This window comes from Adlercreutzia sp. ZJ176, from assembly GCF_011038975.1.
GTDB lineage: Bacteria > Actinomycetota > Coriobacteriia > Coriobacteriales > Eggerthellaceae > CAAEEV01.
In genome coordinates this window covers 28,536-53,419 of record NZ_JAAKEC010000001.1, presented here as the reverse complement: position 1 = coordinate 53,419, position 24,884 = coordinate 28,536, and the positions used below count along the sequence as shown (strand labels likewise).

The 24,884-nt window shown below is 67.5% G+C and carries 20 protein-coding genes; 13 read left to right on the top strand and 7 right to left on the bottom strand.

From position 1 onward, the window contains the following. Positions 1 to 42 precede the first annotated feature (42 nt). Positions 43 to 309, bottom strand: coding sequence for a hypothetical protein (locus G7Y50_RS00220; protein ID WP_165046954.1), 267 nt, complete (start codon positions 307 to 309; stop codon positions 43 to 45). A 222-nt stretch (positions 310 to 531) separates the two neighbouring features. On the opposite strand from G7Y50_RS00220, the gene G7Y50_RS00215 reads away from it, so the two are divergent. After that, entirely contained in the window at positions 532 to 2,025 is a 1,494-nt protein-coding gene (locus G7Y50_RS00215; protein ID WP_165047050.1) for a helix-turn-helix transcriptional regulator, read from the top strand. A gap of 275 nt (positions 2,026 to 2,300) precedes the next feature. Further along, a complete protein-coding gene (locus G7Y50_RS00210) occupies positions 2,301 to 2,972 on the top strand; it encodes a DUF3800 domain-containing protein (RefSeq protein WP_165047665.1) in 672 nt (223 codons plus the stop codon). 155 nt (positions 2,973 to 3,127) lie between these two features. Here the strand turns inward: G7Y50_RS00210 and G7Y50_RS00205 are convergent, their stop codons facing one another. Then, entirely contained in the window at positions 3,128 to 4,792 is a 1,665-nt protein-coding gene (locus G7Y50_RS00205; RefSeq protein ID WP_165047048.1) for a Tat pathway signal protein, read from the bottom strand. Between the two features lie 151 nt (positions 4,793 to 4,943). Between G7Y50_RS00205 and G7Y50_RS00200 the strand changes: the two genes are divergently transcribed. The 7 genes from G7Y50_RS00200 (at position 4,944) to G7Y50_RS00170 (ending at position 14,664) form a co-directional block, all read left to right on the top strand. Further along, positions 4,944 to 5,654 carry a response regulator transcription factor gene (locus G7Y50_RS00200; RefSeq protein WP_165047045.1) on the top strand — a complete coding sequence of 237 codons (711 nt, stop codon included), beginning with the start codon at positions 4,944 to 4,946 and terminating at the stop codon, positions 5,652 to 5,654. A 1-nt stretch (position 5,655) separates the two neighbouring features. Further along, the gene (locus G7Y50_RS00195) at positions 5,656 to 7,251 is read left to right on the top strand and encodes a cell wall metabolism sensor histidine kinase WalK (RefSeq protein WP_165047042.1); all 1,596 of its coding nucleotides are present in this window, start codon (positions 5,656 to 5,658) and stop codon (positions 7,249 to 7,251) included. Positions 7,252 to 7,601: 350 nt separating this feature from the next. Continuing rightward, positions 7,602 to 8,480, top strand: a complete 879-nt coding sequence (locus G7Y50_RS00190; protein WP_165047040.1) for a phosphoribosylaminoimidazolesuccinocarboxamide synthase — start codon at positions 7,602 to 7,604, stop codon at positions 8,478 to 8,480. Positions 8,481 to 8,495: 15 nt separating this feature from the next. Beyond that, the gene (locus tag G7Y50_RS00185) at positions 8,496 to 9,251 is read left to right on the top strand and encodes a hypothetical protein (protein WP_206214714.1); all 756 of its coding nucleotides are present in this window, start codon (positions 8,496 to 8,498) and stop codon (positions 9,249 to 9,251) included. 16 nt (positions 9,252 to 9,267) lie between these two features. Further along, positions 9,268 to 13,014: a phosphoribosylformylglycinamidine synthase gene (locus G7Y50_RS00180; protein WP_165047037.1), complete on the top strand. Its 3,747-nt coding sequence runs from the start codon at positions 9,268 to 9,270 to the stop codon at positions 13,012 to 13,014. Positions 13,015 to 13,240: 226 nt separating this feature from the next. Beyond that, positions 13,241 to 13,519 (top strand): helix-turn-helix domain-containing protein, encoded by a 279-nt coding sequence (locus G7Y50_RS00175; RefSeq protein ID WP_165047034.1) that lies wholly within the window; start codon positions 13,241 to 13,243, stop codon positions 13,517 to 13,519. 2 nt (positions 13,520 to 13,521) lie between these two features. Next, positions 13,522 to 14,664, top strand: coding sequence for a type II toxin-antitoxin system HipA family toxin (locus G7Y50_RS00170; RefSeq protein WP_206214713.1), 1,143 nt, complete (start codon positions 13,522 to 13,524; stop codon positions 14,662 to 14,664). A gap of 22 nt (positions 14,665 to 14,686) precedes the next feature. Here the strand turns inward: G7Y50_RS00170 and G7Y50_RS00165 are convergent, their stop codons facing one another. Together G7Y50_RS00165 and G7Y50_RS00160 are read right to left on the bottom strand one after the other, a co-directional pair. Beyond that, a complete protein-coding gene (locus G7Y50_RS00165) occupies positions 14,687 to 15,520 on the bottom strand; it encodes an arylamine N-acetyltransferase (RefSeq protein ID WP_165047032.1) in 834 nt (277 codons plus the stop codon). Positions 15,521 to 15,780: 260 nt separating this feature from the next. Next, the gene (locus G7Y50_RS00160; protein WP_165047029.1) at positions 15,781 to 16,176 is read right to left on the bottom strand and encodes a molybdenum cofactor biosynthesis protein MoaE; all 396 of its coding nucleotides are present in this window, start codon (positions 16,174 to 16,176) and stop codon (positions 15,781 to 15,783) included. 625 nt (positions 16,177 to 16,801) lie between these two features. Between G7Y50_RS00160 and lysA the strand changes: the two genes are divergently transcribed. The 3 genes from lysA to G7Y50_RS00145 all read left to right on the top strand — a co-directional run bounded on the left by lysA (position 16,802) and on the right by G7Y50_RS00145 (position 20,321). Beyond that, positions 16,802 to 18,157, top strand: coding sequence for a diaminopimelate decarboxylase (gene lysA / locus G7Y50_RS00155; RefSeq protein WP_165047027.1), 1,356 nt, complete (start codon positions 16,802 to 16,804; stop codon positions 18,155 to 18,157). A gap of 47 nt (positions 18,158 to 18,204) precedes the next feature. After that, complete coding sequence (locus G7Y50_RS00150; protein ID WP_165047024.1) at positions 18,205 to 19,488, top strand: homoserine dehydrogenase; 1,284 nt, start codon at positions 18,205 to 18,207, stop codon at positions 19,486 to 19,488. A 164-nt stretch (positions 19,489 to 19,652) separates the two neighbouring features. Then, complete coding sequence (locus G7Y50_RS00145) at positions 19,653 to 20,321, top strand: HAD family phosphatase (RefSeq protein ID WP_165047021.1); 669 nt, start codon at positions 19,653 to 19,655, stop codon at positions 20,319 to 20,321. Between the two features lie 431 nt (positions 20,322 to 20,752). Here G7Y50_RS00145 and G7Y50_RS00140 read toward each other — a convergent pair whose 3' ends face one another. Together G7Y50_RS00140 and metA are read right to left on the bottom strand one after the other, a co-directional pair. Next, the gene (locus G7Y50_RS00140) at positions 20,753 to 21,016 is read right to left on the bottom strand and encodes a hypothetical protein (protein WP_165046952.1); all 264 of its coding nucleotides are present in this window, start codon (positions 21,014 to 21,016) and stop codon (positions 20,753 to 20,755) included. Between the two features lie 128 nt (positions 21,017 to 21,144). Continuing rightward, the gene (gene metA, locus G7Y50_RS00135; RefSeq protein ID WP_165047019.1) at positions 21,145 to 22,077 is read right to left on the bottom strand and encodes a homoserine O-succinyltransferase; all 933 of its coding nucleotides are present in this window, start codon (positions 22,075 to 22,077) and stop codon (positions 21,145 to 21,147) included. A 208-nt stretch (positions 22,078 to 22,285) separates the two neighbouring features. On the opposite strand from metA, the gene G7Y50_RS00130 reads away from it, so the two are divergent. Then, positions 22,286 to 23,566: an O-acetylhomoserine aminocarboxypropyltransferase/cysteine synthase family protein gene (locus tag G7Y50_RS00130; protein ID WP_165047016.1), complete on the top strand. Its 1,281-nt coding sequence runs from the start codon at positions 22,286 to 22,288 to the stop codon at positions 23,564 to 23,566. A 154-nt stretch (positions 23,567 to 23,720) separates the two neighbouring features. On the opposite strand, the gene G7Y50_RS00125 is transcribed toward G7Y50_RS00130, so the two are convergent. Then, entirely contained in the window at positions 23,721 to 24,587 is an 867-nt protein-coding gene (locus G7Y50_RS00125; protein ID WP_241156394.1) for a ZIP family metal transporter, read from the bottom strand. Positions 24,588 to 24,884 lie beyond the last annotated feature (297 nt).

Below are 24,884 nucleotides of genomic sequence, written 5' to 3'. Positions count from 1 at the left end.
GAGAGGCGGCCGCGCCCAGGGGCCCGCGTCTTTCCCTCGGCCCTAGGGCGCGGGGGGAGTGGGCACCTTCGGGACCGAAGGCGCGCCCGGGACGCCCGGGGCGCTTGGCACGCCCGGCACGCCCGGCACGCCCGGCGCAGGCGGGACGCCCGGAACGCCGGGGGCTCCCGGCGCAGGCGGCGCGCCCGGCGTCTTGGGGGCGGCTTTGGCGCCGCAGCTGGGGCACTCGTCAAGCGTCGGGTTGACGATCGCTCCGCACTGGGGGCACTTTGCCGGCCCCTGGTCCACGGTAGGCGGTCTGAAGCACATGGACGTTCCTTTCTCTCAAAGGTTTGACTGCGGGGCGCGCTTATGAGACGGTATGCGCTGTGCGGAAAGTCGCATGGCAGGGGAACCGAGGCGCATCCTTCGCCGTAAGCGGTCGCCTAGGCGAAAGTATCGGCCTGTTCCCTTTTCGAATCGACAGCTGCTGATGTTGAATTCGGTTCTTTGGGCGTTTCAGTGTCATACTCAAATGTTGAGGGGGTCTCTGTGTACGCGCTTGATCAGGGGAAATCAGAAAATCAGCCGCAGGCGGCCGTCGATCTGCAGCCGTTGTACCTCGTGGCCGTGGCCGGCTTCTCGTGCCTCATCGGATGGGAGCTCACGGCGGTGTTCGCGCCGTCGGTCCCGCTGCTCTCGTGGTGCTCGATCGAGGAGGGGATGAAGCTGCGCATCGCCTCGGTCCTGGCGCTCGTCGTGACCTACGTGGCCTACGGCCTGAAGGCCGACTGGGTGTACGAGCATCGCGGCCGCCTCCTTCCGCTGAGCGCGCTTCTCGCCCTCGTGGCGGTGGCGGAGTCGCTCGCGAGCACCTACGTTGCGCCCCTTCCCTTCGCGGTGTCGGTCGCGGTGTGGGCCCTGTTCGGCTTCGCCCAGGCGAGCGCCATGTCGTGCTGGTGCGTGTTCTTCAGCATCGTGCCCACCAAGCGCACGGCGCACGTCATCGCGTGCGGTGCGGCGCTCGGGACGCTTCTGTTCGTGCTGGTGAACGCGACGAGCCTGGTGTGGGCGAGCCTGCTGCAGATAGCGCTGCTCATCGGGGGGTCGATGGGCGCGGTGGCCTTCCTCTCGCGGCGCGTCCCCCGCGAGACCGTGCCGCGCGTTAACGAGCTTCGCGCCGCCCCGGCGCTCTCGGCCACCGCGGCGGTCTCGGTCGCCTGCCATGGCGCGGTGTACGGATTCATGACGGTCGAGCTGTGCTCGATGGGCTACGAGGCCGCCCTCATCGGCGGGGCGAGCGGCATCGGCGGCATCCTGCTCGTGTTCGTCTGGAACTTCCTCGGCGCGCGCGTGGACGTCGACGTGGGCGTCGTCCAGCGCATCACGCTGCCCTTCCTCGTGGCGAGCGTCCTTCTGCTGCCGTTCTGCGACGGCGCGGCGCGCGTCGCGTGCGGCTGCGTCGCCAACATGGCCCTGGCGCACACCTCGGTGTTCGCCTGGTACTCCACGAGCATCGACAACTACGAGTTCCGCCTGCATCCCGTGAGGCGCTACGCCATGCGCCAGGCTCCCTCGTGGCTCGGGTTCTTCCTGGGGTCGGCCTTCGCGTTCGTGCTGGTCTTCACGCTGGGGCTCGAGGGCATGGCGCTGTGCCTCGCCATGGCCCTGTTCGCCGTCGTGGTCGTGGTGTCGTTCTCGGTGTACGGCGGCGACGAGTCGGAGATGCGCGCGCGCCTGGACGACCTCCTCGACGTGGCGGGCAAGGGCGTGGTCGAGGCGGTCGCGCAGGAGGAGGGGGAGGACCCCGAGCCTCAGGCGCTCAGCCTCGAGCAGCGCTGCGCGCACGTGGCCGAGCGCTACGCGCTCACGCCGCGCGAGGGGGAGGTGCTCGTCCTCTTGGCACGCGGGCGCAACGCCGAGCACATCGCGGGGGCGCTCACCGTGAGCCCCGCCACGGTGAAGTCGCACATCTACCACATCTACCGGAAGCTCGGCATCAACTCGCAGCAGCGCCTCATGGACATCGTCGACGAGTGCGGGTAAATCGCCCCGCAAAACAACGAGGGCCAGTCCCAGTAGGACCGGCCCTTGCAAAACCTCGGAGGTTTTTGCGTCTGCAAGCATAGTGGCATCAAAGCCCCGCCGCGCCAAGCACCTTCTCGATGACGACGGCGTGGAGACGGCGTCACTTTGATGGGGATTGCACCCTCGACTGCGACCAGCATCCGTGGTATAAAATAGGTGACTTTCCCGAATAGGGAGGGTTTCCAAGTGCCGGGGACGTTTTCCCCGGCTTTTGTTTTATGGAGCATAAGACGATGAGCGACCTAAGCCTGTTTCTGGACGAGTCGGGAAGCGACAACCTGCGCGACGCCTACTACATTCTCGCGCTCGTCGTGCACGACCAGTCGGACGCGCTTGACGACGATATAGCGAGGTACCATGCATCGCTTGTGCAGAAGGGCCTGCCCGACATCCCGTTCCACGCGACCCCGCTGCTCAACGGCCACGACGACTACGAGGGTATGGGCATCGCAGAGCGCAAGAGGCTGCTCTCGACCTTCCGCGTCTTCTTCCGGCACCTTCCCATCCGCTACGGGTGGATTGTGCTCAAGACCAAGGAGTACGACACCCTCGACAACGTTGCGTCGGCGATGCGCCGCGGGATCGTCGACTTTCTCTTCGACAACCTGGCCTACTTCCAAAGCTTCGATGGCGTGAAGATCTATTACGACGACGGCCAGCAGTCAATTGCGAGCGCCCTGCACAAGGCCATCGACTACGCGCTCACCAAGAGCGCGGTCACCTACCGCCTCGCGTCGCCCGCCGACTACCGGCTCTCGCAGGCGGCGGACTACATCTGTACTATGGAGCTCACGGCGCTCAAGTACCAGGACAAGACGGCGACAGCCACCGACGAGAAGTTCTTCGGCAGCTGGTCACAGTTCAAGAAGGGCATCCTCAAGGAGGTGAGGTCAAAGAGAATGTAGGGGCCCCGGCACAAACTCTGGCACGATTCGTACCAGATTCATGCCAGCGAGGGCCGCAACTCGAACGAAGGCGCTTTTTCAAGCTTCCGAACTGCGGATATGCGAGTGATAAAACGAGCCGCAACCGAATCGAATTACCGGGTGCGGATAGCGGGCTACGCGGGCTTCCAGACCCTGACGAGGCACTTTCTGGTGCGCTCGCCGGAGAGCGGGGTGTGGTCGATGTTGGAGTAGGTCACCACGTAGTCGCCGGCGCCCGTTGAGGCGAGGAAGTCGCCGTAGTCGTCGGCGCCGTTCTCCACCTCGATCGAGAAGTACTGGCGCGCCGCGAGGTCGACGCCGCACACGGCGCTCGTCGACTTCACCATGAGCCACGAGCCGCACCAGGCGGGCGCCGCGAGCGGCGTGCGCGGGAAGCGGAACCACGTTGCGTCGCCGTAGGGGACGGCGGCGAAGCGGGCGACGGAGGCGGCTGTCCGGACGTTGCGCTCGGCGAGTGAGAGCTCGGATGAGGCGGACGCGGAGCCCGCCGATGAGCCCTCCATCTGCGCGAGCGCGTCCTCGGACAGGATTCCCGTGGTCACCTCGTCGGTGGGCAGGTACGTCCCGAGGTTCGCGATGCCGTCGCCGTAGCTGTAGATGCCGTCGAAGGCGAAGCTGAAGCCGGTCGGGCCGTATCCCACCTCGAAAGGCCTCATGGACGAGGGGAGCACCAGCGCATCGGTGACCTGGCCCGACTCCGCCTCGATGCGCGTGAGTTGGTAGTAGGTGCCGCTCGTGTCGGCGCGCGGCACCGCGATCACGCCGTCGCGGACGGAGCACGGCGCGCACGCCATGCGGCCGTGCGAGGCGTAGACCACCTCGGCGTCGGACGAGCCGAACGCGGCGCGCTTGAGCGTGGAGTCCTCCTGCTTCGCGGGGCCGTCGAGGTTGGGCAGCGTCTGCCAGAACGCGTAGCCGCCCGCCGCGGCCAGCGTGGGCATCTCCCAGTCGGACGCGCCCTCCTCGGCGAGCGCGGGCGTGCCCACGGAGGCGCCCTCGAGGCGCGCGTGGTAGACGCGCCACGTGCCCTCGAGGATGTCGGCCTCGGTCCAGATGAGGCCCTTGTCGCAGGCGCGCACGTCGTATATCTCGAAGCCCTCGGACTCGCCCACGGCGTGCTCGATGACCGTGGTGCACGTGCCTGAGCCCAGCGCGATCAGGCCCACCTGCGCAAGGGGCCGGGCCGTCTCGGTGGGGAGCAGGCAGACGGCGGTCGAGTCGCTGTTCGACCAGATCAGGCTGCCGTAGGGGAGCTCCTGGGAACTCACGAGCGCAAGGGCGGTCGAGGCGTCCTCGATCTGCGTGCAGTCCTCGGTGGTGAACACGGAGGACGTGGGAACCTTGAGCGTGGTCACGTCCGAGTTGTCGCTGGCGGCCAGCTGGCTGGCCGCGTAGCCGCCGCCTCCGAGCAGAGCCAGCGCGGCGACGCCCGCGACGCCGTAGAGGAAGTGGCGGCGCGTGAGCAGGACCTCGCCTGCGACGGGCAGCTTGACCTCGACGCCTGCGGAGGCGGACACGCGTGGCGTGACCGAGCGCGCGGAGTGCGCGCCGGCGCGTCGAGGGCTCGCGGCCTTGTCGCCGGGGGCGCCCGCACCGCGAACGCCTACGCTGCCGCGCTGCCCGCTCGCGGGTCCGCTGCCGCGCCGTTTGCCTGTGCTTGCGCCGCCGCGCCGCCCGCTCGCGCTTGCACTCCCGTTTCCGCGCCGCCCCGCGCCGCGCGATGGGGCCGCGCCGCCTTTCGCGCGCGCCGTGTTCTGTCGATCTCGTCTCTGTGGCATGGGGCTATTGTGTCATTTGACATACGGGTGTGCGTCTCGTCGGGGGCAAACGCTACAATAAACGCAAACACTGACCTGCTGCCTGCTTTGCTGCCGGGGCCTTAAGCCCAGGTCTGGCGAGAACGAGCAAACCGAGCTTAAGGAGTCATCCATGAGCAACGAAACCCGACGCATCCTCCTGGTTGAGGACGAGAAGGCCATTCGCGACGCCGTCACGGCCTACCTTGAGCGTGAGAACTACTGGGTGACTGCCGTCGGCGACGGCCAGGAGGCGCTCGAGGAGTTCCAGAAGCACCACTTCGACCTCATCATCCTCGACCTCATGCTGCCGCGCGTCCCCGGCGAGCGCGTGTGCCGCGTCATCCGCGACACCTCCGACGTGCCCATCATCATGCTCACCGCGAAGGGCGAGGTGGAGGACCGCATCATCGGCCTCGAGCTCGGCGCCGACGACTACCTGGTGAAGCCGTTCAGCCCGCGCGAGCTGGTGGCCCGCGCCCGCGCGCTGCTGCGCCGCGTGCACGCCGACTCCGAGCCCCAGCGCGAGGTGCTCGAGTTCGGCGAGCTCACCATCGACGTCTCGGGGCACAAGGTGCTCGTCTCCGGCGAGGAGATCGACCTCACGGCCAGCGAGTTCAAGCTGCTCACCACGCTGTCGCGCTACCCCGGCCGCGTGTACTCGCGCATGGAGCTGGTGGAGAAGGTGCTCGGCTACGACTTCGAGGGCTACGAGCGCACCATCGACTCGCACGTGAAGAACCTGCGCGCCAAGATCGGCGACAACCCGCGCAACCCCAAGTGGCTGCACACGGTGCACGGCGTGGGCTACCGCTTCGAGGACCCCACGAAGAACGGCCAGTAGCATGACCGAGCGCGTGATGGTCTCGGACGCCGAGCCGAAGTCATCTGACGGCGCGGCGGCGCCCGCCACCACGGGCTCCATCGCCCGCGTCGAGGCCAAGAAGCGGTTCCGCTGGTCGAGCTTCTCGTACACCACGCGCGTGACCTTGGCGTTCGCGTTCATCGCGGCCATGACCGCGCTCGTGGCCATCGGCGTGGTGTCGTTCGTGTGGGAGCAGCATTTCCAGACCTACACCACCGACAACATGCGCACCATGGCCACCACCACGGCCGAGCGCATCGCGTCGGTCTACGAGCGCACGGGAGACCTGTGGAACCCCGACACTACCAAGCCCGCCCTGCAGACGGCCGAGCTCACCTCGGGCGTGGGCGTGAAGGTGATCGACGCGGAGGGCGGCGTGCCGTTCGACTCGTCAGCGTCGGTGAGAAGCGACGCGCCCGGCGCGCAGAAGTCCTTCGAGCCGACCGACCCCTCGCAGGTCGCCATGGCGCCCATCGTGGTCGACAACGTGGCCGTGGGCTCGGTGCGCATCTGGGTGTACGGCTCCGACACGCTCATGCGCCAGCCTGACCAGGAGTTCCGCAACAACTCGTACCAGGCGCTGCTGCTCGCCACGGTGGTGGCCATCATCCTGGCGTCGTGCATCGGCTTTCTGTTCGCGCGCAACCTGGTGGCGCCCATCAACCGCATGACCAAGACCGCGCGCGCCATCAAGGAAGGCGACCTCGCGGCGCGCACGAACCTGCACGGCGAGGACGAGATCGCGCGTCTGGGCGAGACGTTCGACGCCATGGCCGAGTCGGTCGAGAAGGACCGCGAGCTGGAGCGCCGCCTCACCACCGACGTGGCGCACGAGCTGCGCACGCCGCTCATGGCCATCCAGGCCACGGTCGAGGCCATGGTCGACGGCGTGTACGAGGCCGACGAGGAGCGCCTCGTCACGGTGAACTCCGAGGTCCAGCGCCTGTCGCGCCTGGTTGACGCGCTGCTCAAGCTGTCGCGCCTCGAGAACCGCTCGCAGCCCATGAAGGAGGAGGTCGTGGACGTGGGCGAGCTCATCGAGGGCATCGTGTCCACGCACGAGATGTTCGTGGCCGACTCCGGCCTCACCATCGACTACCAGGCGCAGCGGGGCGTGCGCGTGGTGGGCGACCCCGACATGATCCGCCAGGCCACGGCGAACCTCATCTCGAACGCCGTGCGCTACACCCCCGAGGGCGGGCACATCCACGTGCGCGTGCGCCGCGGCGACATTATGGCGTCCATCTCCGTGGAGGACACCGGCATCGGCCTGACGCGCGAGGAGGCGAAGATGGTGTTCTCGCGCTTCTGGCGCGCCGACGCGGGCCGCACCCGCGAGAGCGGCGGCTTGGGCGTGGGCCTGGCCGTGGTGAAGGAGATCGTCGACCGCCACGGCGGCTGGGTGCAGGTGGAAGGCGAGAAGGGCAAGGGCGCCTGCTTCACCATCCACATCCCGCTCTACGACGCTGAGCGCGCGAAGAAGCAGGCGACGGCGCAGGCGCGCAGCGCCCAGCGCGGCGCCGGCAGAGCTGGCAACCGGGTCGGCAAGAAGCAGAAGGGCCGCGGCGCGCGGTAGTCCGCCCGCCGGCTCGTCGGCCTCGGGGCCTCGCGCATCCGCGGCCGCCCTCGCGACGGCGGGGGCCGCCGCTCGCTTCGCCGTCTGTCGCACTCGCGCCGCTGCGAAGGCCGCCGCTCGCTTCGCCGCCCGTCGCACTCGCGCCCATCCTAAAACCTTGGAAATTGCACTCGGTTTGCGCGACAGGCCCTCCCACTTGCGCCATAATAGAATGATGCGAAAACACGCGCGTGACGCGCGCGGCGGCGCATGCCGTCGCGTCGCTCAGCAGCGGGCGGGCGGCAGCAATGAGCGCCTCCTGCGCGTGATGCGCGGCAACATGAAACATGGTGGAGGAAAGGGTTTTTCTCATGGCGGGAATCGACATCAAGCCCGATGCGCAGGGCAAGGTTCGCGATCTGTACGACCTCGGCGACAAGCTGCTGCTCGTCGCCACGGACCGCATCTCGGCGTTCGACTACATCCTGGAGGACGAGATCCCCTACAAGGGACAGGTTCTCACGCAGCTGTCGTGCTTCTGGTTCGAGCTCCTCGAGGGCGTGGTGGAGAACCACCTGATCTCGGCCGACGTGGCTGACCTGCCCGAGCAGTTCAAGCCCTACGCCGACTACCTGCGCGGCCGCTTCATGCTGGTGAAGAAGGCCGACATGTTCCCCGTCGAGTGCATCGTGCGCGGCTACCTGGCCGGCAGCGGCCTCAAGGAGTACGGCAAGCAGGGCACCGTCTGCGGCATCGAGCTGCCGGAGGGCCTCGTGAACTCCTCGAAGCTGCCCGAGCCCATCTTCACGCCGTCCACCAAGGCCGAGATCGGCGACCACGACGAGAACATCAGCTTCGAGCGCTGTGCCGAGATCATCGGCGAGGACGCCGCGGCCACGCTGCGCGACCTGGCCATCAAGGTGTACTCCACCGCGCGCGACCATGCGGCCGAGCGCGGCGTCATCATCGCCGACACCAAGTTCGAGTTCGGCACCATCGACGGCAAGGTCATCCTGGCCGACGAGGTCCTCACGCCCGACTCCTCGCGCTTCTGGCCGGGCGACGTCTACGCCGAAGGCAAGGACCAGCCCTCCTTCGACAAGCAGTTCGTGCGCGACTGGCTCACCGCGAACTGGGGCAAGGGCTCCGGCACCAAGCCGCCGCGCCTCCCGCAGGAGATCATCGAGAAGACCTCCGAGAAGTACATCCAGGCATACGAGACGATCACCGGCCGCACGTTCGCGCGCTAGGGAAGGAACCGCCCCATGACCCAACGCAACCCGATGAACGAGCGCTACACCTCCGACGAGCGCCCGGGCAAGACGCGCAAGAGCGCCGCGAGCGCCAAGCCCAAGACCCAGGCGGCGGCCTCGGTGATCGTCAAGACCACCGACAAGACCCCGCAGCAGAAGAAGGCCGAGCGCAAGGCCGAGCGCAAGAAGGCGCAGGCTGAGCAGCGCGCGCTTGACCGCAAGTACTACAAGCCCGACACCAAGCGCTACAAGACGCTGCGCCTCTGGTGGTGGGTGACCCTGATCGGCGCCATCGCCTGCACGGCGATCTCGTTCCTCGGGCGCGAGTTCATGCCCGACGCGGTGGCCCTAGGCGTGCTCTTCGCAGCGTATGCCCTGATCATCATCGCCTTCTACATTGACATGTCCCCCATCCGCAAGGAGCGCCGCGCCTACCAGGAGCGCATGATCATCGAGGAGGAGAAGCAGAAGAAGGCCGAGCGCGCCGCCGCCCGCGCCGAGCGCGCGCAGCAGGTGCACAAGAAGGGCTCGGGCAAGAACCAGAACCGCCACGCCAAGCCGGTCAGCCGCAAGCCCGCCGAGGAGGCGTCCGAGGCCCCCGTCAAGGAGGCGCCGGTGAAGAAGCCCCGGAAGAGCCTGTTCGGCAGCGGCTTCCGCCTGTCGAACCGCGAGAAGATCAACGAGGAGAAGGCCCGCGCGAAGGCTGCCGACGCGAACGGCGCGGCCGACAAGGGCGCCGAAGGCGCCGAGAGCACCGAAGGCAAGTAAGAGAAAGGCTTGAACCATGGTCCAACGCGTCTATGTTGAGAAGAGGCCCGGCTTCGACGTGGAGGCCCACCAGCTGCTCGCCGAGCTGCGCGACATCCTGGGCGTGTCGGCGCTTTGCGGCCTGCGCTGCGTGAATCGCTACGACGTGGAGGGCATCTCATCCGAGCTGTTCGAGCAGTGCGTGCCCACGGTGTTCAGCGAGCCGCAGTCCGACATGGCCACGCTCGAGATGCCCGACGCGCGCGGCGCCGCCGTGTTCGCGGTAGAGTACCTGCCCGGACAGTTCGACCAGCGCGCCGACTCGGCGAGCGAGTGCATCCAGCTCATCAGCCAGGGCGAGCGCCCCGAGGTGCGCTCCGCCAAGCTGTACTACCTCGAGGGAGAACTCGGCGAAGCCGACGTCGAGGCCATCAAGCACTACGTGATCAACCCCATCGAGGCGCGCGAGGCGTCGCTCGAGGCGCGCGAGACGCTGGCCATGGACTACCCCGAGCCGGCCGACGTCGAGGTGGTCGAGGGCTTCTGCGAGCTCGACGAGGAGGGCCTGGCCGCCTTCATCGCCGAGCGCGGGCTGGCCATGGACCTCGCCGACATCGCCTTCTGCCAGCGCTACTTCGCCGAGGAGGAGAAGCGCAACCCCACCATCACCGAGATCAAGATGATCGACACCTACTGGTCGGACCACTGCCGCCACACCACGTTCGGCACGGTGCTCACCGACTTCGAGATCGCCGACGCCAACGTGCAGCGCGCGTTCGACCGCTACCTGGAGATGCGCCACGAGCTCGGGCGCGACGAGAAGCCCGTCTGCCTCATGGACATGGGCACCATCGGCGCGAAGTGGCTGAAGAAGCAGGGCATCCTCACGGGCCTCGACGAGTCCGAGGAGATCAACGCCTGCACCGTGAAGGTGAAGGTGGACGTCGACGGCGAGGAGCAGGACTGGCTGTACCTGTTCAAGAACGAGACGCACAACCACCCCACCGAGATCGAGCCGTTCGGCGGCGCGGCCACGTGCGTGGGCGGCGCCATCCGCGACCCCTTGAGCGGGCGCTCTTACGTGTACCAGGCCATGCGCGTGACTGGTGCGGCAAACCCGCTCGTTCCCGTGAGCGAGACCATCCCCGGCAAGCTGCCGCAGCGCAAGCTGGTGACCACGGCGGCTGCGGGCTACTCGTCCTACGGCAACCAGATCGGCCTGGCCACGGGGCAGGTGCACGAGCTGTACCACCCGGGCTACGCGGCCAAGCGCATGGAGATCGGCGCCGTGGTGGGCGCCACCCCGGCCGACCACGTGCGGCGCGAGACGCCGGCGCCGGGCGACGTGGTGGTGCTCTTGGGTGGCCGCACGGGCCGCGACGGCATCGGCGGCGCCACGGGGTCCTCGAAGGCGCACAACCTGGAGTCGCTCGAGAGCTGCGGCGCCGAGGTGCAGAAGGGCAACGCGCCGGTCGAGCGCAAGATCCAGCGCCTGTTCCGTCGCAAGGACGCGTGCCAGATGATCAAGCGCTGCAACGATTTCGGTGCGGGCGGCGTGTCGGTCGCCATCGGGGAGCTGGCCGACGGCCTGTTCATCGAGCTCGACCGCGTGCCCAAGAAGTACGACGGCCTCGACGGCACCGAGCTGGCCATCTCCGAGTCGCAGGAGCGCATGGCCGTGGCGCTCGCCGCCGAGGACGTGGATGCGTTCATCGCGCTGGCGCACGAGGAGAACCTCGAGGCCACGCCGGTGGCGCGCGTGACCGAGGAGGCGCGCGTGCGCGCGGTGTGGCGCGGCAGCACGATCATCGACGTGAGCCGCGCGTTCCTGGCGTCGAACGGCGCGCCGAAGCACCAGGCCGTGACCGTGGGCGCGCCGCGCGCCTACGCGCGCACCTGGGGCAAGCCCGGTGACGCGCTCGGCGAGCGGATGCGCGCGCTTCTGAGCGACATCAACGTGGCGTCGAACAAGGGCCTCTCCGAGCGCTTCGACTCCACCATCGGCGCGGCCACGGTGCTCATGCCGTTCGGCGGCAAGAACCAGCTCACACCCGCGCAGGCCATGGTGGCGAAGCTGCCGACCTTCGGCGAGACCACCACGTGCTCGGGCCTGGCCTGGGGATTCAACCCGTACCTCACCGAGGCGAACCAGTTCACGGGCTCGTACGTCGCGGTGGTTGAGAGCGTGGCGAAGCTCGTGGCCGCGGGCTTTGAGCGTGCGGACATGTACCTCACGTTCCAGGAGTACTTCGAGAAGCTGCGCGACGAGCCCGCGCGCTGGGGCAAGCCCGCCGCGGCCGTGCTCGGCGCGCTCATGGCGCAGGTCGACCTCGGCGTGGGCGCCATCGGCGGCAAGGACTCCATGTCCGGCTCGTTCGAGCAGCTCGACGTGCCGCCGACGCTCGTGAGCTTCGCCACGGCGTGCGGCAAGGTCAGCCGCGTGACGTCGCCCGAGTTCAAGGGCGCGGGGCATCGCGTGCTTGCGGTGGTGCCGCGCTACGAGGACGACGGCGTCACGCCGCGCGTTGAGTCGCTGCTGGCGGCGCTCGACTGCGTCGAGGAGCTGATCGGCTCAGGCGCGGCGCTCGCCGTCGCCACGCCGGGCTACGGCGGCATGGCCGAGGCGCTGTTCAAGATGTGCGTGGGCAACGGCATCGGCGTGAAGCTCTCCGCGGCGCTGCCCGCCGACGCGCTCTTCGGGCTGAGCTACGGCAGCTTCGCAGTGGAGCTCGCCGACGGCGCCGCGGTGCCGGAAGTCGGCGCCGACGTGGCCGTTGACGTGGTGGGCGCCACCACCGCGGCCTACGAGCTTGCGGTGGGCGAGGAGACGGCGAGCCTCGCCGAGCTGCAGGAGGCGTGGGAGCGCGGCATCGAGGCGGTGTTCCCGTACCGCACCTCCGAGGCCGAGCGCGCGGCGCTGCCCGCGGTGAAGCCGGTGTCGTTCGAGGCCGCCGCGCCGCACGTGTTCGCCGGCCCCGCCGTGGCGCGCCCGCGCGTGGTCATCCCGGTGTTCCCCGGCAACAACTGCGAGTACGACTCCGCGGCCGCCTTCGAGCGCGCGGGCGCCGTGGTCGACACGTTCGTCATCAACAACCTCACGCCCGACGCGGTGGCCGAGAGCACGCGCGAGCTCGTGCGCCTCATCAGGAACTCCCAGATCGTCATGATCCCGGGCGGCTTCTCGGGCGGCGACGAGCCCGACGGCTCGGCGAAGTTCATCACGGCGTTCTTCCGCGCCCCCGCGGTGACCGAGGCGGTGCGCGAGCTTCTGCAGAAGCGCGACGGCCTCATGCTCGGCATCTGCAACGGCTTCCAGGCGCTCGTGAAGCTGGGCCTCGTGCCCTACGGCGACATCCGCCCGATGGACGCGGACTGCGCCACGCTCACGTTCAACAACATCGGCCGCCACCAGAGCCGCCTCGTGCGCACGCGCGTGGCGTCGAGCCTGTCGCCGTGGCTTGCGCAGTGCGCGGTGGGCGACGTGCACACCGTGGCGATCAGCCACGGCGAGGGCCGCTTCGTGGCGCCGCCCGCCCTGCTCGACGAGCTGGTGGCGAAGGGCCAGGTGGCGACGCAGTACGTCGACGAGGCCGGCGTGCCGTCCCTGGATCTGGCGGTGAACCCCAACGGCTCGATGCTCGCCATCGAGGGCATCACGAGCCCGGACGGGCGCGTCCTCGGCAAGATGGGCCACACCGAGCGCTCGGGCGCTGGCCTGTACAAGAACGTCCCCGGCAACCTCTACCAGCCGCTGTTCGAAGGCGGCGTGGCCTACTTCAAGTAGGGAGGTTTCTGGAAAGGCCCCCTGCGCGGGCCGCTCGCCTTTGGGCGAGGCCTTCGAAAGGAGAAGCGGGCGCCCCGCGCCGGGCGCCCGTTTTTTTGGCGGGGCTTTCGGGAAGAGGGGCGCCCCACACCGGGCGCCCTGGCAATAAAACGACGAATCCCTAGAGCTAGGGCGCATATATGCGCTATTGTGGCAATAAAATGCCGAAATGGCTATAATATGAGCTGTGATTGACCTCGACCAGCAGACTCCTTCCGAGATAGCCGCCGCCCTTGCGCAGCGCGTTCGCGCGCGTCGCAAAGAGCTCAAGCTCACCCAAGTCCAGATGAGCCAGAAGGCGGGCATGAGCCTGGGGTCCTATAAGCGATTCGAGCAGACGCACCAGATATCCCTCGAGTCGCTCATTCGCATATCCATTGCGCTGAGCTGCGAAGACGATTTCGACGCGCTGTTCGCGAAAAGGCAGTACGCTTCCATCCAAGACGTCATCAACGCAAGGAGGTAGCCATGCCCATGCCGCCCCGCTCCTTCGCGGAGCCAGCGTTCCTCAACGTCATCTACCATGATCGCGTCGTCGGCACGCTTGCGCAAGACCCTAACGGCCTGCTTGTGTTCGAGTACAGCAGCGAGTGGATCGCTGACGGCTTCAGCATCAGCCCGTTCAGCCTTCCGCTCGAGAAGCGCGTGTTCGTTGCCAAGCCCCATCCCCTCAACGGCGTGTTCGGCGTGTTTGACGACAGCCTGCCCGACGGGTGGGGAAGGCTCCTGGTCGACCGGCTCCTCAGGCGCCATGGCGCTGACCCTTTTGACGTGGGAGTTCTCGCGCGCTTGTCGATCATCGGCGCAAGCGGCTTGGGCGCGCTCGAATATGTGCCCGCCATGTCGCTTGCCAGCCAACCGGGCATCGAGGATCTTGACAACATCGCCGCAGAGTGCGCGCGCATGCTGCGCACCGACTTCTCAGAGGACCTGGACGCGCTGTTCGCGCTCGGCGGGTCCTCAGGCGGGGCTCGGCCGAAGATCATGACCGACGTTGACGGAAGCGCATGGATTATCAAGTTCCCCTCGTCTCATGACGCGGCTGACGCCGGCCTGCACGAGTATCGCATGGCCTGTGCCGCACAACGCTGCGGCATCATCATGCCCGAGGTGAGGCTCTTTCCCTCCCGAGAATGTGCCGGCTACTTCGGCACGCGCCGATTCGACCGCCGCCGTGACGCGCAGGGGAATGCGCACAAGGTTCACATGGTTTCCGCCGGGGGTTTGCTCGAGACCTCGCATCGCATCCCCAATCTCGACTATGACCTGCTCATGCGCCTGGCCCTGCGCCTTACGGACAGCTTTGACTGCGTCGAGCAGCTCTACCGCCTCATGTGCTTCAACGTGCTCGCCGGGAACAGGGACGACCACGCCAAGAACTTCTCGTTCATCTTCGACGAGGACGCACGTGCGTGGCGCCTTTCCCCTGCCTACGATCTCACGCAAAGCGAAGGCATGAACGGTGAGCACGCCACCATGGTGAACGGGAAGGGGCGGGGTATCGAGCTCGATGATCTCGTGGATGTGGGGCAACGCGCAGGGATGAGCCTGCGGAAGGCGCGCGCCATCGCGAGCGAGGTGGAAGAGGCGGTTCGCACGGGCCTCTTGTGACAGGGCGTCCCTCTTGGGGCCTCTATCCTTCGGCGGGCCAGTTGCGGATGGTCTTCATGCCGAAGAAGGTGACGAGCGCCTCGTCGACGGCGGCGCGGTCGGGCAGCTCGGTGACTTTCTTCTGGCCGCCTGCGCGCCTGGTGAGCACGCCGTCCTTGAGGCCGAGGTAGCCGTCCGCGGTGCGCAGGTTCGCCACCTCGTGGTCGCGGAAGAGCGTTCCCGGCTGCGCGCAGAACAGGTTGAGCGCGTTGAAGTCGATGTCCTCGACGGCGGCGGTGCACAGCTCGAGCTCCACCTGGCACCGCTCGGGCGCCTCGTCGTCATACAGGTCGCGCGCGGCGTGCGTGACGCGCTCGACCTGCCACCAGGTGCGGTCGAAGGCGCGGTCGACGCGGCGGGGCGTGTAGAGCTCGCCGGCGACGTGCTGCTCCGCGCCGTTTGCGAGCAGGAGCGCGCCGGCGGGCATGGGGCCGCCGAAGCCCACGTCAACGAAGAAGTCGCCTTCGTCGAGGCGTATGAGGACGCCGCGGTGGTTGATGGGCATGCGCGCGTCGCGCCCGCGCACCGAGCGGCAGAACACGGGACGCGCATCGAACCCGAGCGCGCGCAGCAGCTCCTCGAACAGCTTGTTCAGCTCGAAGCAGTACCCGCCGAGGCGCCGGGTGACCACCTTGTCGAAGAGGACGTCGACGTCCAGGTCAGGCACGGCGCCGCGGCGGTGCAGCATGACCGTTTCGAAGGGCACGCTGCACTGGTGCCGGCGGGCGAGCGCGTCGAGCGTGGCGCGGTCGGCGCGGGCGGGGCCGGTGAAGCTGATGCGGTCCAGGTAGGCCTGGGTCATGTTCTCGGTGAGCATGGGTCTTCCCCCTCTCGTCGGAGCGCTGTGCGCTCCATAATACCGAAGGGGCAGCCGCAAGGAAAGCTGCGCCCCGCGCCCGTCGCGCACCTCGTGCCAGCACCCGCGCCCGCCGCGCACTCGCACGCACTCCGGGCCCCTGAGCTCGCCGCGCACCTCGTGCCGCGGTGGTGTGGTCGTAGCTGCCCACCGTCCCGCGCCTCGTGCCCGCGCCCGCCGCGCGCCTCGTGCCCGCGCCCGTTGCGCACCCGTAACGTGCTTTAGGCGTAGATCTCCTTCTCCACCACGAGCTCGCTCTTGATCTTGCCGACGAGCTTCTGCAGCGCGTCGATGCAGCGCGGGCGGATGTCGGCGCCGATGAGCACGTACATGAGCGAGTCGCCCACGCTGCAGGTGCCCTCGTTCAGCCAAACGCGCACGTAGTACACGCCGTCCCAGGTGAGCGCCTCGTTGACGGCGGCCTCGAGGCCGGCGGCGTCATAGGAGAACTCGACCTGCGCCACCTCGCCGAGGCCCTCGACGCCTTCACGCACTTGCGCCTTCGGCGTCACGCGCACCACGCCGTTATGCGTGAGGAACATGCCGCACTGCGCCGCCTTCGGGTCGGCCTTCGCCTCGGCGAGCCACTGGTCGATTGACGGTTCCTGCTTGGCCATGGGAATCTCCCTTCGCTAAAGATAATAGTTCTGCCCCATTATAGGAGACTTTATGCGAAGCGGGCCTGGGACTTTGAGCGTCCGCTGCGTCTGCCATCCCGGGCAAGCGAGGTGCTCCCCGTCCTGTCGCTGAGTGAGCGAAGGGCTCCTCTCCCGTGTCATCCTGAGCGAAGCGCCCGCAGGGCGCGGAGTCGAAGGATCTGGCCGCGGCTGAGTGTTGCATGCGGGCGCGCCATGCTCGGGGCCAGATCCTTCGACTCGCTTCGCTCGCTCAGGATGACATTGAGGACGACTCTCTCAGGATGGCACGTGCAGGACCTGCTCGCTCAGTGACACTGAGGGCGACTCCCTCAGAGCAGGAGACGCAGCTCCGCGCTCTGCGAACGCTCTGCTCAGGATGGCACGTGGAGAGGCTGATCGCTCAGGATAGCACGGGACATAGCATCCTGGGCGAACAGGCCCTGCATCTTCTTGACAATGGCGGCGGATATTTTCCCGACAATTTACCTGATGGAAAAACGCGCTTTTGTTCGTCACGGTATACTGTGGACTTCACACGCTCGATGCTAGGCTGTCGGCTTTGCGCGCCCTGCGGCGCCAAGTCCGGCTCACGAAAGGAACCGCTATGTCTCTGCCCGCCTCTGACCTGACGAAACAGCCCGACAACCGCACCACCATGGACTTGGGCGCGGTGCTGCCGATGACCGCGGAGGTGCGCGACGACCATCTGTTCATCGGCGGCGTGGACATGGTGAAGCTCGCGCGCGAGCAGGGCACGGCGCTCTACGTGTTCGATGAGGCCGACCTCGTAAGCCGCATGGAGGCCTACCGCGACGCCTTCCGCGCCCGCTACGAGAACTCCGACATCATCTACGCGTCGAAGGCGTTTCTGAACAAGGAGGTCGTGCGCCTGGCGAACGCCGAGGGCATGTGCCTCGACGTGTCGGGCGGCGGCGAGCTGGCGTGCGCGCTGAGCGTGGGCTTCCCGGCCGAGCGCGTGTTCGTGCACGGCAACAACAAGACGCCCCAGGAGCTCGAGGAGGCCATCTCCGCCGGCGTCGGCCGCATCGTGGTGGACAGCCGCATCGAGCTGGCGCGCGTGAGCGAGATCGCCGGGCGCCTGGGCAAGGTGCAGGACATCTACCTGCGCATCACGCCGGGCGTGGAGGCCGACACGCACGAGTACATCCGCACGGGCTGCGAGGACTCCAAGTTCGGCTTCAACATGCGCGACGACTTCGCGTTCATCTGCGTGGGCACGGCGCTCGAGACGCCGAACGTGCGCCTGGTCGGCCTGCACTGCCACATCGGCTCGCAGATCTTCGCGCTGCACTCGTTCCGTGAGGCGGCGGCCGTCATGGTGGAGTTCATGGCGCGCATCCGCGACGAGTACGGCTGCGTCATCGAGGAGCTCGACCTGGGCGGCGGCCTGGGCATCGCCTACACCGCCGAGGACCAGCCGTCCTCCATCGAGGACTTCGCCGAGGTGACCTGCTCCGCCGTGCGCGAGCTGTGCGAGCAGCACAGTCTGCCGCTGCCGCGCCTGATGGTGGAGCCGGGCCGCAGCCTGGTAGCCACGCCGGGCGTGACGCTCTACACCGTGGGCATCCTCAAGACGCTGCCGGGCATCCGCAAGTACGTGGCGGTCGACGGCGGCATGTCCGACAACATCCGCACGGCGCTCTACCACGCCGACTACGAGCCGACCATCGCGAACAAGGCGGGACAGCCGCGCACCGAGATCGTCACGCTGTGCGGCAAGCACTGCGAGAGCGGCGACGCGGTGGTGATCGACATGCCGCTACAGCACCCTGACCTGGGGGACATCGTGTGCGTGTTCGGCACGGGCGCGTATTGCGCCACCATGGCCTCGAACTACAACGGGCAGCCGCGCCCGGCCGTGGTGTTCGTAAAAGACGGCGTCGCGCGCGTGGTGACGCGCCGCGAAACGTATAATGATCTCTATCAGCGAGATCTGTAGGTTCGAGGGATTCGCGCTTCGCGGCAAAACGAAGGAGAGAGCACGACATGGCGGTTAGAATTGGCTTGGTGGGCACCGGCACGGTGGGCGGTGGCTGCATCGACATCATCTTGAAGCACAAAGACGCGTTCCTGCGCCACTACGGCATCGACATCGAGCTGGCGCGCGTGTGCTCGCTCGACCCGTCCGAGGCCGAGGCGCACGGCGTGGGGCACCTGTTCACGGACAACTTCCGCGACATCATCGACGACCCCGACATCGACCTGGTCATCGAGCTGATCGGCGGCACCACGTTCGCGCGCACCGTGGTGCTCGACGCGCTGGCTGCCGGCAAGAACGTGGTCACGGCCAACAAGGCGCTCATGGCCACCTGCGGCAAGGAGATCATGGAGACGGCCGCGGCCAAGAACCGCGAGATCGCCTTCGAGGCCAGCGTGGGCGGCGGCATCCCCATCATCGGGCCGCTGAAGCACTCGCTGATCGCCAACGAGATCAGCTCGGTCATGGGCATCGTGAACGGCACCACCAACTACATGCTCACGCGCATGGACGAGGACGGCATGGACTACGACGCCGTGCTCGCCGAGGCGCAGGCGAAGGGCTTCGCCGAGGCGAACCCGTCGGCCGACGTCGACGGGTTCGACGCCGCCGCCAAGATCGCCATCCTGGCGTCCATCGCGTTCAACTCGCGCGTGACCATGGACGACGTGTACACGCGCGGCATCACCAACATCACGCCCGTCGACCTGGAGACGGCGCGCGACATGGGCTACGTGGTGAAGCTGCTGGCCATCGCGCACCGCACCGAGGGCGGCATCGACGTGCGCGTCCACCCCACCATGATCCCGGTCGACCACCAGCTGGCGAAGGTGAACGGCGTGTTCAACGCCATCTACGTGACGGGCGACTTCGTGGGCGAGACGATGTTCTTCGGCGAGGGCGCCGGCGCGGGCGCGGCGGCGAGCGCGGTCATGGGCGACGTGCTCGAGGTGGCGCGCCACATGCAGCAGGGCATCAACCCCATCGTGGGCTGCACCTGCACCGACGAGCTGCCCATCCTGCCGATCGAAGAGCTCTCGATGAAGTACTACATCCGCTTCACCGTGTCGGACCGCCCGGGCGTCCTGGCGGCCATGGCGGGCGTGTTTGCCAACCACGGCGTGAGCGTGCACTCGGTGGTGCAGCGCGGCCAGAAGAACGGCGGCACCGTCGAGATCGTCTACGTGACGCACACGGCCAAGGAGCGCGCGATTCGCGAGGTCATCGAGGAGATCCGCGGCCTCGACGACGTCTTGCACGCCGAGCCGTCGCTCATCCGCGTCGAGGAGTAGCGGGCTTCGCCGGGGTCTGCCTTGCTGGTCGCGCTGGTCGCGCTGAGGCGGGTCGGATTTGACTGGAGTTTCGAAGGGGGTCGCAGACCCCCTTCTTTGCTCATAGATGCAGAACGCAGGGTAGTTGACCGAACGTGCCGAAGAGGCGGAGAAGGAGTGCATTGATGCAGGAGAAGCGCGTGGGCGTTGTCTTTGATTGTGATGGGACGCTGCTTGACTCGATGGCGGCATGGCGGGAGCTAGAGTCAAGTCTTGCTGGGCGCGTGGGCGTGGAGCTCACGAAGGAGGACACCGACATCCTCACCACCATGACCATCCCCGAGTGCGGCGCGTATTTGCACGGCAGGTTCGGGCTGGGGGAGTCGGGCGCCGACGTCGAGCGCATGATCGACGAGATCATGCGCGACTTCTACGAGAGCCACGCGGTAGCGAAGCCGGGCGCGCTCGAGCTCGTGCGCGCCCTTGACGCGCGCGGCGTGCCCATGGCGGTGGCGTCCTCCTCGCCCAAGCCGCTGCTCGATGCGGGGCTGCGCGTGGCGGGGTTCGCGCCGTACCTGCGGGCGGTGGTGTCGGTTGACGAGGTGGGGGCCTCGAAGCGCGAGCCCGCGGTGTACGACCGCGCGCGCGAGGCGCTCGGCACCACGCGGGAGCAGACCTGGGGCGTGGAGGACGCGATCTACGCCATACGGACGCTCAACGCGGCCGGCTATCGCACGCTCGGCGTCCACGACTGTGACTTGTCCGCAACCAAGGATGATTTGAAGAGGGAATCCGACCTGTTCGCAGAGTCCCTCGTCGAAGTGACCGCCGACATGCTCCTCGGGGATTCCTAGGGCGCGTTTTGCGAAATATGGTGCGAAAAACGCCCCGGTGTTCGTGACGTTTTGCGAAACGCGCCGGGCGCATTTCGTGGGGCGCGTTGAGGGGGGCGCAACGCGAGAAGCGCCCCGGCATTCGTGCGGTTTTGCGAAACGCGCAAGGCGTATTTTGCGAAACGTGACGCGAGAAACACGACGCAGGAGTCTGTGCCAAACGCGTTGGGAGAAACACGACGCGAGAAGCGTGCCGGCGTTCGTGACGTTTTGCGAAACGTGTTTCGTTAAACACGCTGAGAAAGTACTCGAGAAATCTCTCGCTCTTTTTTGAAACGTGCTGGCATTTGTGCGGTTTCTCGCAACGTGTTGCGAGAAACCGCACGAGACGTGTTGGGAGACGCGATGCAGGAAACTGTGGTGACCGCGCGCGGTGGAATTGCGTGCGGCGGCTAGTTCCAGGGGTTTGCTTCGAAGAGGGGCTCGCGCTCGGCGGGGCGGTCGGAGTAGGGGTCGTAGCCGTCGTCGTCCTCGTTCTCCGCGCGCAGGAAGGGGTCGGGTGCGCTTGCGGCATGTGCGGCAGCGTGCGCTGCGTTGCTGTGGATGCCCGCTTCGTCCTGTTCGCCTGCGCCGTTCGCGCTTCGCGCTTTCTCACCAGCCTTGCGCGGAACGACTGGCTTGTGCACTACGCGCACCTGCGGCTCGCTGCTCGGCATCGCGGATTCCCCTCCTTTGCGGCAGAACGAATGTTTCACGTGAAACATTCTACACCACCAGCCGTTTCTCGCACTTCGTAGGTGCGCAAACGCACCCTGCAGCCCCGCGCATCTCGCGGCCGCACCAGCTACTTCTCTTCGGGCTCGCCGATCGTGTCGATGTCGTAGGGCGTCGTCTGGTACACGTAGTAGTTAAGCCAGTTGGTGTAGAGCAGCTGGGCGTGGGCGCGCCAGGTGGAGCGCGGCTCGGCGGTGGGGTCGTCGTTCGGGTAGTAATGTGCGGGCAGCGCGATGTCGAGGCCGCGCGCCACGTCGCGGTCGTACTCGGCCTTGAGCGTGCCGCGGTCGTACTCGGGGTGCCCGAACACGAAGAAGTTCGACGAGTCCGTCGACTTCGCGATGTAGACGCCGGCCTCGTCCGACACGGCGACCAGCTCCAGCTCGGGGTGCGCCTCGATGTCGACCGCGTGCACTTCGGTGTAGCGGGAGTGCGGCGCCCGGAAGGCGTCGTCGAACCCGCGCATGAGCGGGGAGGTGCGCTTGACCACGTCGTGCTCGAATACGCCGAACATCTTCTGCGGCAGCTCGTGCTTGGGCACGCCGTAGTGGTAGTAGATGCCGGCCTGCGCGCCCCAGCAGATGTGCAGCGTGGAGTGCACGTTGGTCTTCGACCACTCCATGATGGCGCAGAGCTCCTCCCAGTAGTCCACGTCCTCGAAGTCAAGCAGCTCGACCGGCGCACCCGTGATGATGAGGCCGTCGAAGTGTCGGTCGCGCACCTCGTCAAAGGTGGTGTAGAACGTCTCGAGGTGCTCGGCCGCCACGTTCTTCGCGTCGTGACTGGCGGTTTGCAGAAGCTCCACCTCGATCTGCAGCGGCGTGTTCGACAGCTTGCGCAGGATCTGCGTCTCGGTGGTGATCTTGGTGGGCATGAGGTTCAAAAGCAGCAGCTTCAGCGGGCGGATGTCCTGGTGAACGGCCCGGTACTCCGTCATGACGAAGATGTTCTCGCTCTCAAGCGCGGCGGTTGCGGGCAGTGAGTCGGGAATGCGGATGGGCATGGCGGGATCCTTTCAGATGGTGTGTTCCGCTTACTATAAAGGAACTGCGCGCAGGGCGGCGCCACGTGTTCGGCTTCGCGCAATACGAAGATTTTGCAACTGGCTATCGAAGAAAACGCGCATCGGATTATCGGTTGCAAAACTATAATAGGCGAATCACTACGTTTTGACGCACGACGGATCACCCCAAGCCGAAGGAGCACCTGCCATGACCCAGTCGATCAGCACCACCTGCGTGCAGGGCGGCTACCGCCCGGGCAACGCCGAGCCGCGCCAGATTCCCATCTACCAGAACACCACATGGAAGTACGACACGAGCGAGCACATGGGCAAGCTCTTCGACCTGGAGGAGTCTGGCTACTTCTACACGCGCCTGGCGAACCCCACGAACGACTACGTGGCGGCCAAGATCGCCGAGCTCGAGGGCGGCACGGCGGCCATGCTCACCTCGTCGGGCCAGGCGGCGAACTTCTTCGCGGTGTTCAACATCGCGGGCGCGGGTGACCACGTGGTGTCGTCGGCGTCCATCTACGGCGGCACGTACAACCTGCTCGCGCACACGATGCGCCGCATGGGCGTGGAGTGCACGTTCGTGGACCCCAACTGCACGGACGCCGAGCTCGAGGCGGCGTTTCGGCCCAACACGAAGTGCGTGTTCGGCGAGACCATCGCGAACCCGGCGCTCACGGTGCTCGACATCGAGCGCTTCGCCGCGGCCGCGCACGCGCATGGCGTGCCGCTGATCGTGGACAACACGTTCCCCACGCCGGTGCTGTGCCGCCCCATCGAGTGGGGCGCCGACATCGTCACGCACTCCACCACCAAGTATATGGACGGCCATGGCGCCACCGTCGGCGGCGTGATTGTGGACGCGGGGAAGTTCGACTGGACGGCGCACGCGGACAAGTTCCCCGGCCTCACGCAGCCCGACGAGAGCTACCACGGCGTGGTGTACGTCGAGCGCTTCGGGCTTGAGGGCGCCTACATCACGAAGGCGACGGCCCAGCTCATGCGCGACTTGGGCTCCATCCAGGCGCCGCAGAACGCGTTCCTCATCAACATGGGCCTCGAGAGCCTGCACCTGCGCATGGCGCAGCATGCGAGAAACGGCCTGGCGGTGGCGCAGCACCTGGCCGCGCACCCGAAGGTGGCCTGGGTGCGCTACCCCGGCCTTAAGGGCGACGCCGAGTACGAGCGCGCGCGGAAGTACCTGCCTGAGGGCGCGTGCGGCGTGGTGAGCTTCGGCGTGGCCGGTGGGCGCGCGGCGGCCGAGACGTTCATGGCGAACCTCAAGCTCGCGCAGATCGCCACGCACGTGGCCGACGCGCGCACCTGCGTGCTGCACCCGGCCAACGCCACGCACCGCCAGATGAACGACGAGGAGCTGGCGGCGGCCGGCATCTCGCCCGATTTGGTGCGCCTGTCGTGCGGCATCGAGGCCGCCGAGGACCTGATCGCCGACCTCGACCAGGCGCTCGCCGCCGTCTAGCGGCTGCGGGGGAGGGGCGCCGGAGGGCACCTTCGCAGGAGGGCGGCCGCGGCGCTTCGGGGTGGGGCGCGCACGCAGGCAGGCGCGCCCCACCCCCCGCGTCAGGCCCCGTTGCGCGTGAGCGCTGCCGTTGAGCCGCTGCCGTTGAGGCGCGCTAGGCGAAGATGATGAGCAGGCCCAGCATGAGGCCCACGATGACGGCGAACGCCGGGGCCTTGCTGCGGTACATCAGCACCGACTGGGGGATGATCTCGCCGAATACCACGTAGAGCATGGCGCCCGAGGCGAACCCGAGGCTGGCCGCCAGCCCGAAGGGCCCCACGTCGCCGAGCCACAGGCCCAGCCACGCGCCCAGGAGCGTGGGCAGGCCGCATGCCGCCGTGAGTGCCACGGCGCGCGCGCGGCCCATGCCGCCCGAGATCAGAGGCACGCTCACGGCCATGCCCTCGGGGATGTTGTGCAGGCCGATGAGTACGGCCATGATCATGCCCGTGCCGAGCATCAGGCTGTCCGAGATGGCGAAGCTCGCGCCGATGGTCATGCCCTCGGGCACGTTGTGCAGCGCGATGGCGCAGGCCATCACCACGCCCGCTACCATGAGGCTCGCACGCGAGTCGTTGTTGCGCTTGTGTTCGGCCCAGTGGTCGGCGTGGATGAGCTCGTCGATGTCGTCGTGCGTCTTGGGGTGCTCGGCGGCGGCCACGTGGGGCACCTCGTCGTGCGTCCGCCGGTCGATCACGTAGTTGAGCCCGTACACCACGCCCACGCCCGCCACCACGGAGGCGATCACCAGCAGCACGCCCGAGTCGAGCACCTTGTCCGCGGCCTCAACTGACTCGGCGAGCAGGTCGAAGCACACCATGGCGGTCATCACGCCGCCCGCGAACGCCAGAAGCAGGCTGATGGTGCGGTTTGAGTCGCTCTTGCACAGCGCGCCGACCACGCCCCCGACGCCGGTTCCGCCTGCGCCCGACAGCAGCGTGACCAGCGTCACGAACCAGAACGGGTCCATCATCTCCATTGCGAAAGCTCCTCCTCGCCTCGTGCGCTGCGTGCCGCGGTGCCGTCTGCGCGGTTGTGGCGTCGTCTGCCCGTGTCGCCTGCGCGGCCGCGGCACCGCCCGCCTGCGCCGCTTGCGCGGTCGCGGTGCCGCCCGCCTGCGCCGCGCAGAAACGTGCGCGTCCTTCGCGGGCGCGTCCGCCCCCGTCGCGCCCGTCCGCGCCGCGCGCTCTCACGCATGCCGCGCGAGGCGTAATCCTCCCAAAAGTTTCGTACGGCTCACTATGATAGGGAAAAAAGCCACTGAGCGATTCCGAAT

Bases quoted from the DNA above. Each gene is read 5' to 3' on its own strand.
- lysA (WP_165047027.1), top strand. From the start codon at position 16,802: ATGTCTCTGCCCGCCTCTGACCTGACGAAACAGCCCGACAACCGCACC.
- G7Y50_RS00150 (WP_165047024.1), top strand. From the start codon at position 18,205: ATGGCGGTTAGAATTGGCTTGGTGGGCACCGGCACGGTGGGCGGTGGC.
- G7Y50_RS00190 (WP_165047040.1), top strand. From the start codon at position 7,602: ATGGCGGGAATCGACATCAAGCCCGATGCGCAGGGCAAGGTTCGCGAT.
- G7Y50_RS00180 (WP_165047037.1), top strand. From the start codon at position 9,268: ATGGTCCAACGCGTCTATGTTGAGAAGAGGCCCGGCTTCGACGTGGAG.
- G7Y50_RS00205 (WP_165047048.1), bottom strand. From the start codon at position 4,792: ATGCCACAGAGACGAGATCGACAGAACACGGCGCGCGCGAAAGGCGGC.
- G7Y50_RS00160 (WP_165047029.1), bottom strand. From the start codon at position 16,176: ATGGCCAAGCAGGAACCGTCAATCGACCAGTGGCTCGCCGAGGCGAAG.
- G7Y50_RS00130 (WP_165047016.1), top strand. From the start codon at position 22,286: ATGACCCAGTCGATCAGCACCACCTGCGTGCAGGGCGGCTACCGCCCG.
- G7Y50_RS00220 (WP_165046954.1), bottom strand. From the start codon at position 309: ATGTGCTTCAGACCGCCTACCGTGGACCAGGGGCCGGCAAAGTGCCCC.
- G7Y50_RS00210 (WP_165047665.1), top strand. From the start codon at position 2,301: ATGAGCGACCTAAGCCTGTTTCTGGACGAGTCGGGAAGCGACAACCTG.
- G7Y50_RS00165 (WP_165047032.1), bottom strand. From the start codon at position 15,520: ATGCTCACCGAGAACATGACCCAGGCCTACCTGGACCGCATCAGCTTC.
- metA (WP_165047019.1), bottom strand. From the start codon at position 22,077: ATGCCCATCCGCATTCCCGACTCACTGCCCGCAACCGCCGCGCTTGAG.
- G7Y50_RS00200 (WP_165047045.1), top strand. From the start codon at position 4,944: ATGAGCAACGAAACCCGACGCATCCTCCTGGTTGAGGACGAGAAGGCC.
- G7Y50_RS00145 (WP_165047021.1), top strand. From the start codon at position 19,653: ATGCAGGAGAAGCGCGTGGGCGTTGTCTTTGATTGTGATGGGACGCTG.
- G7Y50_RS00140 (WP_165046952.1), bottom strand. From the start codon at position 21,016: ATGCCGAGCAGCGAGCCGCAGGTGCGCGTAGTGCACAAGCCAGTCGTT.
- G7Y50_RS00125 (WP_241156394.1), bottom strand. From the start codon at position 24,587: ATGGAGATGATGGACCCGTTCTGGTTCGTGACGCTGGTCACGCTGCTG.
- G7Y50_RS00185 (WP_206214714.1), top strand. From the start codon at position 8,496: ATGACCCAACGCAACCCGATGAACGAGCGCTACACCTCCGACGAGCGC.
- G7Y50_RS00195 (WP_165047042.1), top strand. From the start codon at position 5,656: ATGACCGAGCGCGTGATGGTCTCGGACGCCGAGCCGAAGTCATCTGAC.
- G7Y50_RS00170 (WP_206214713.1), top strand. From the start codon at position 13,522: ATGCCCATGCCGCCCCGCTCCTTCGCGGAGCCAGCGTTCCTCAACGTC.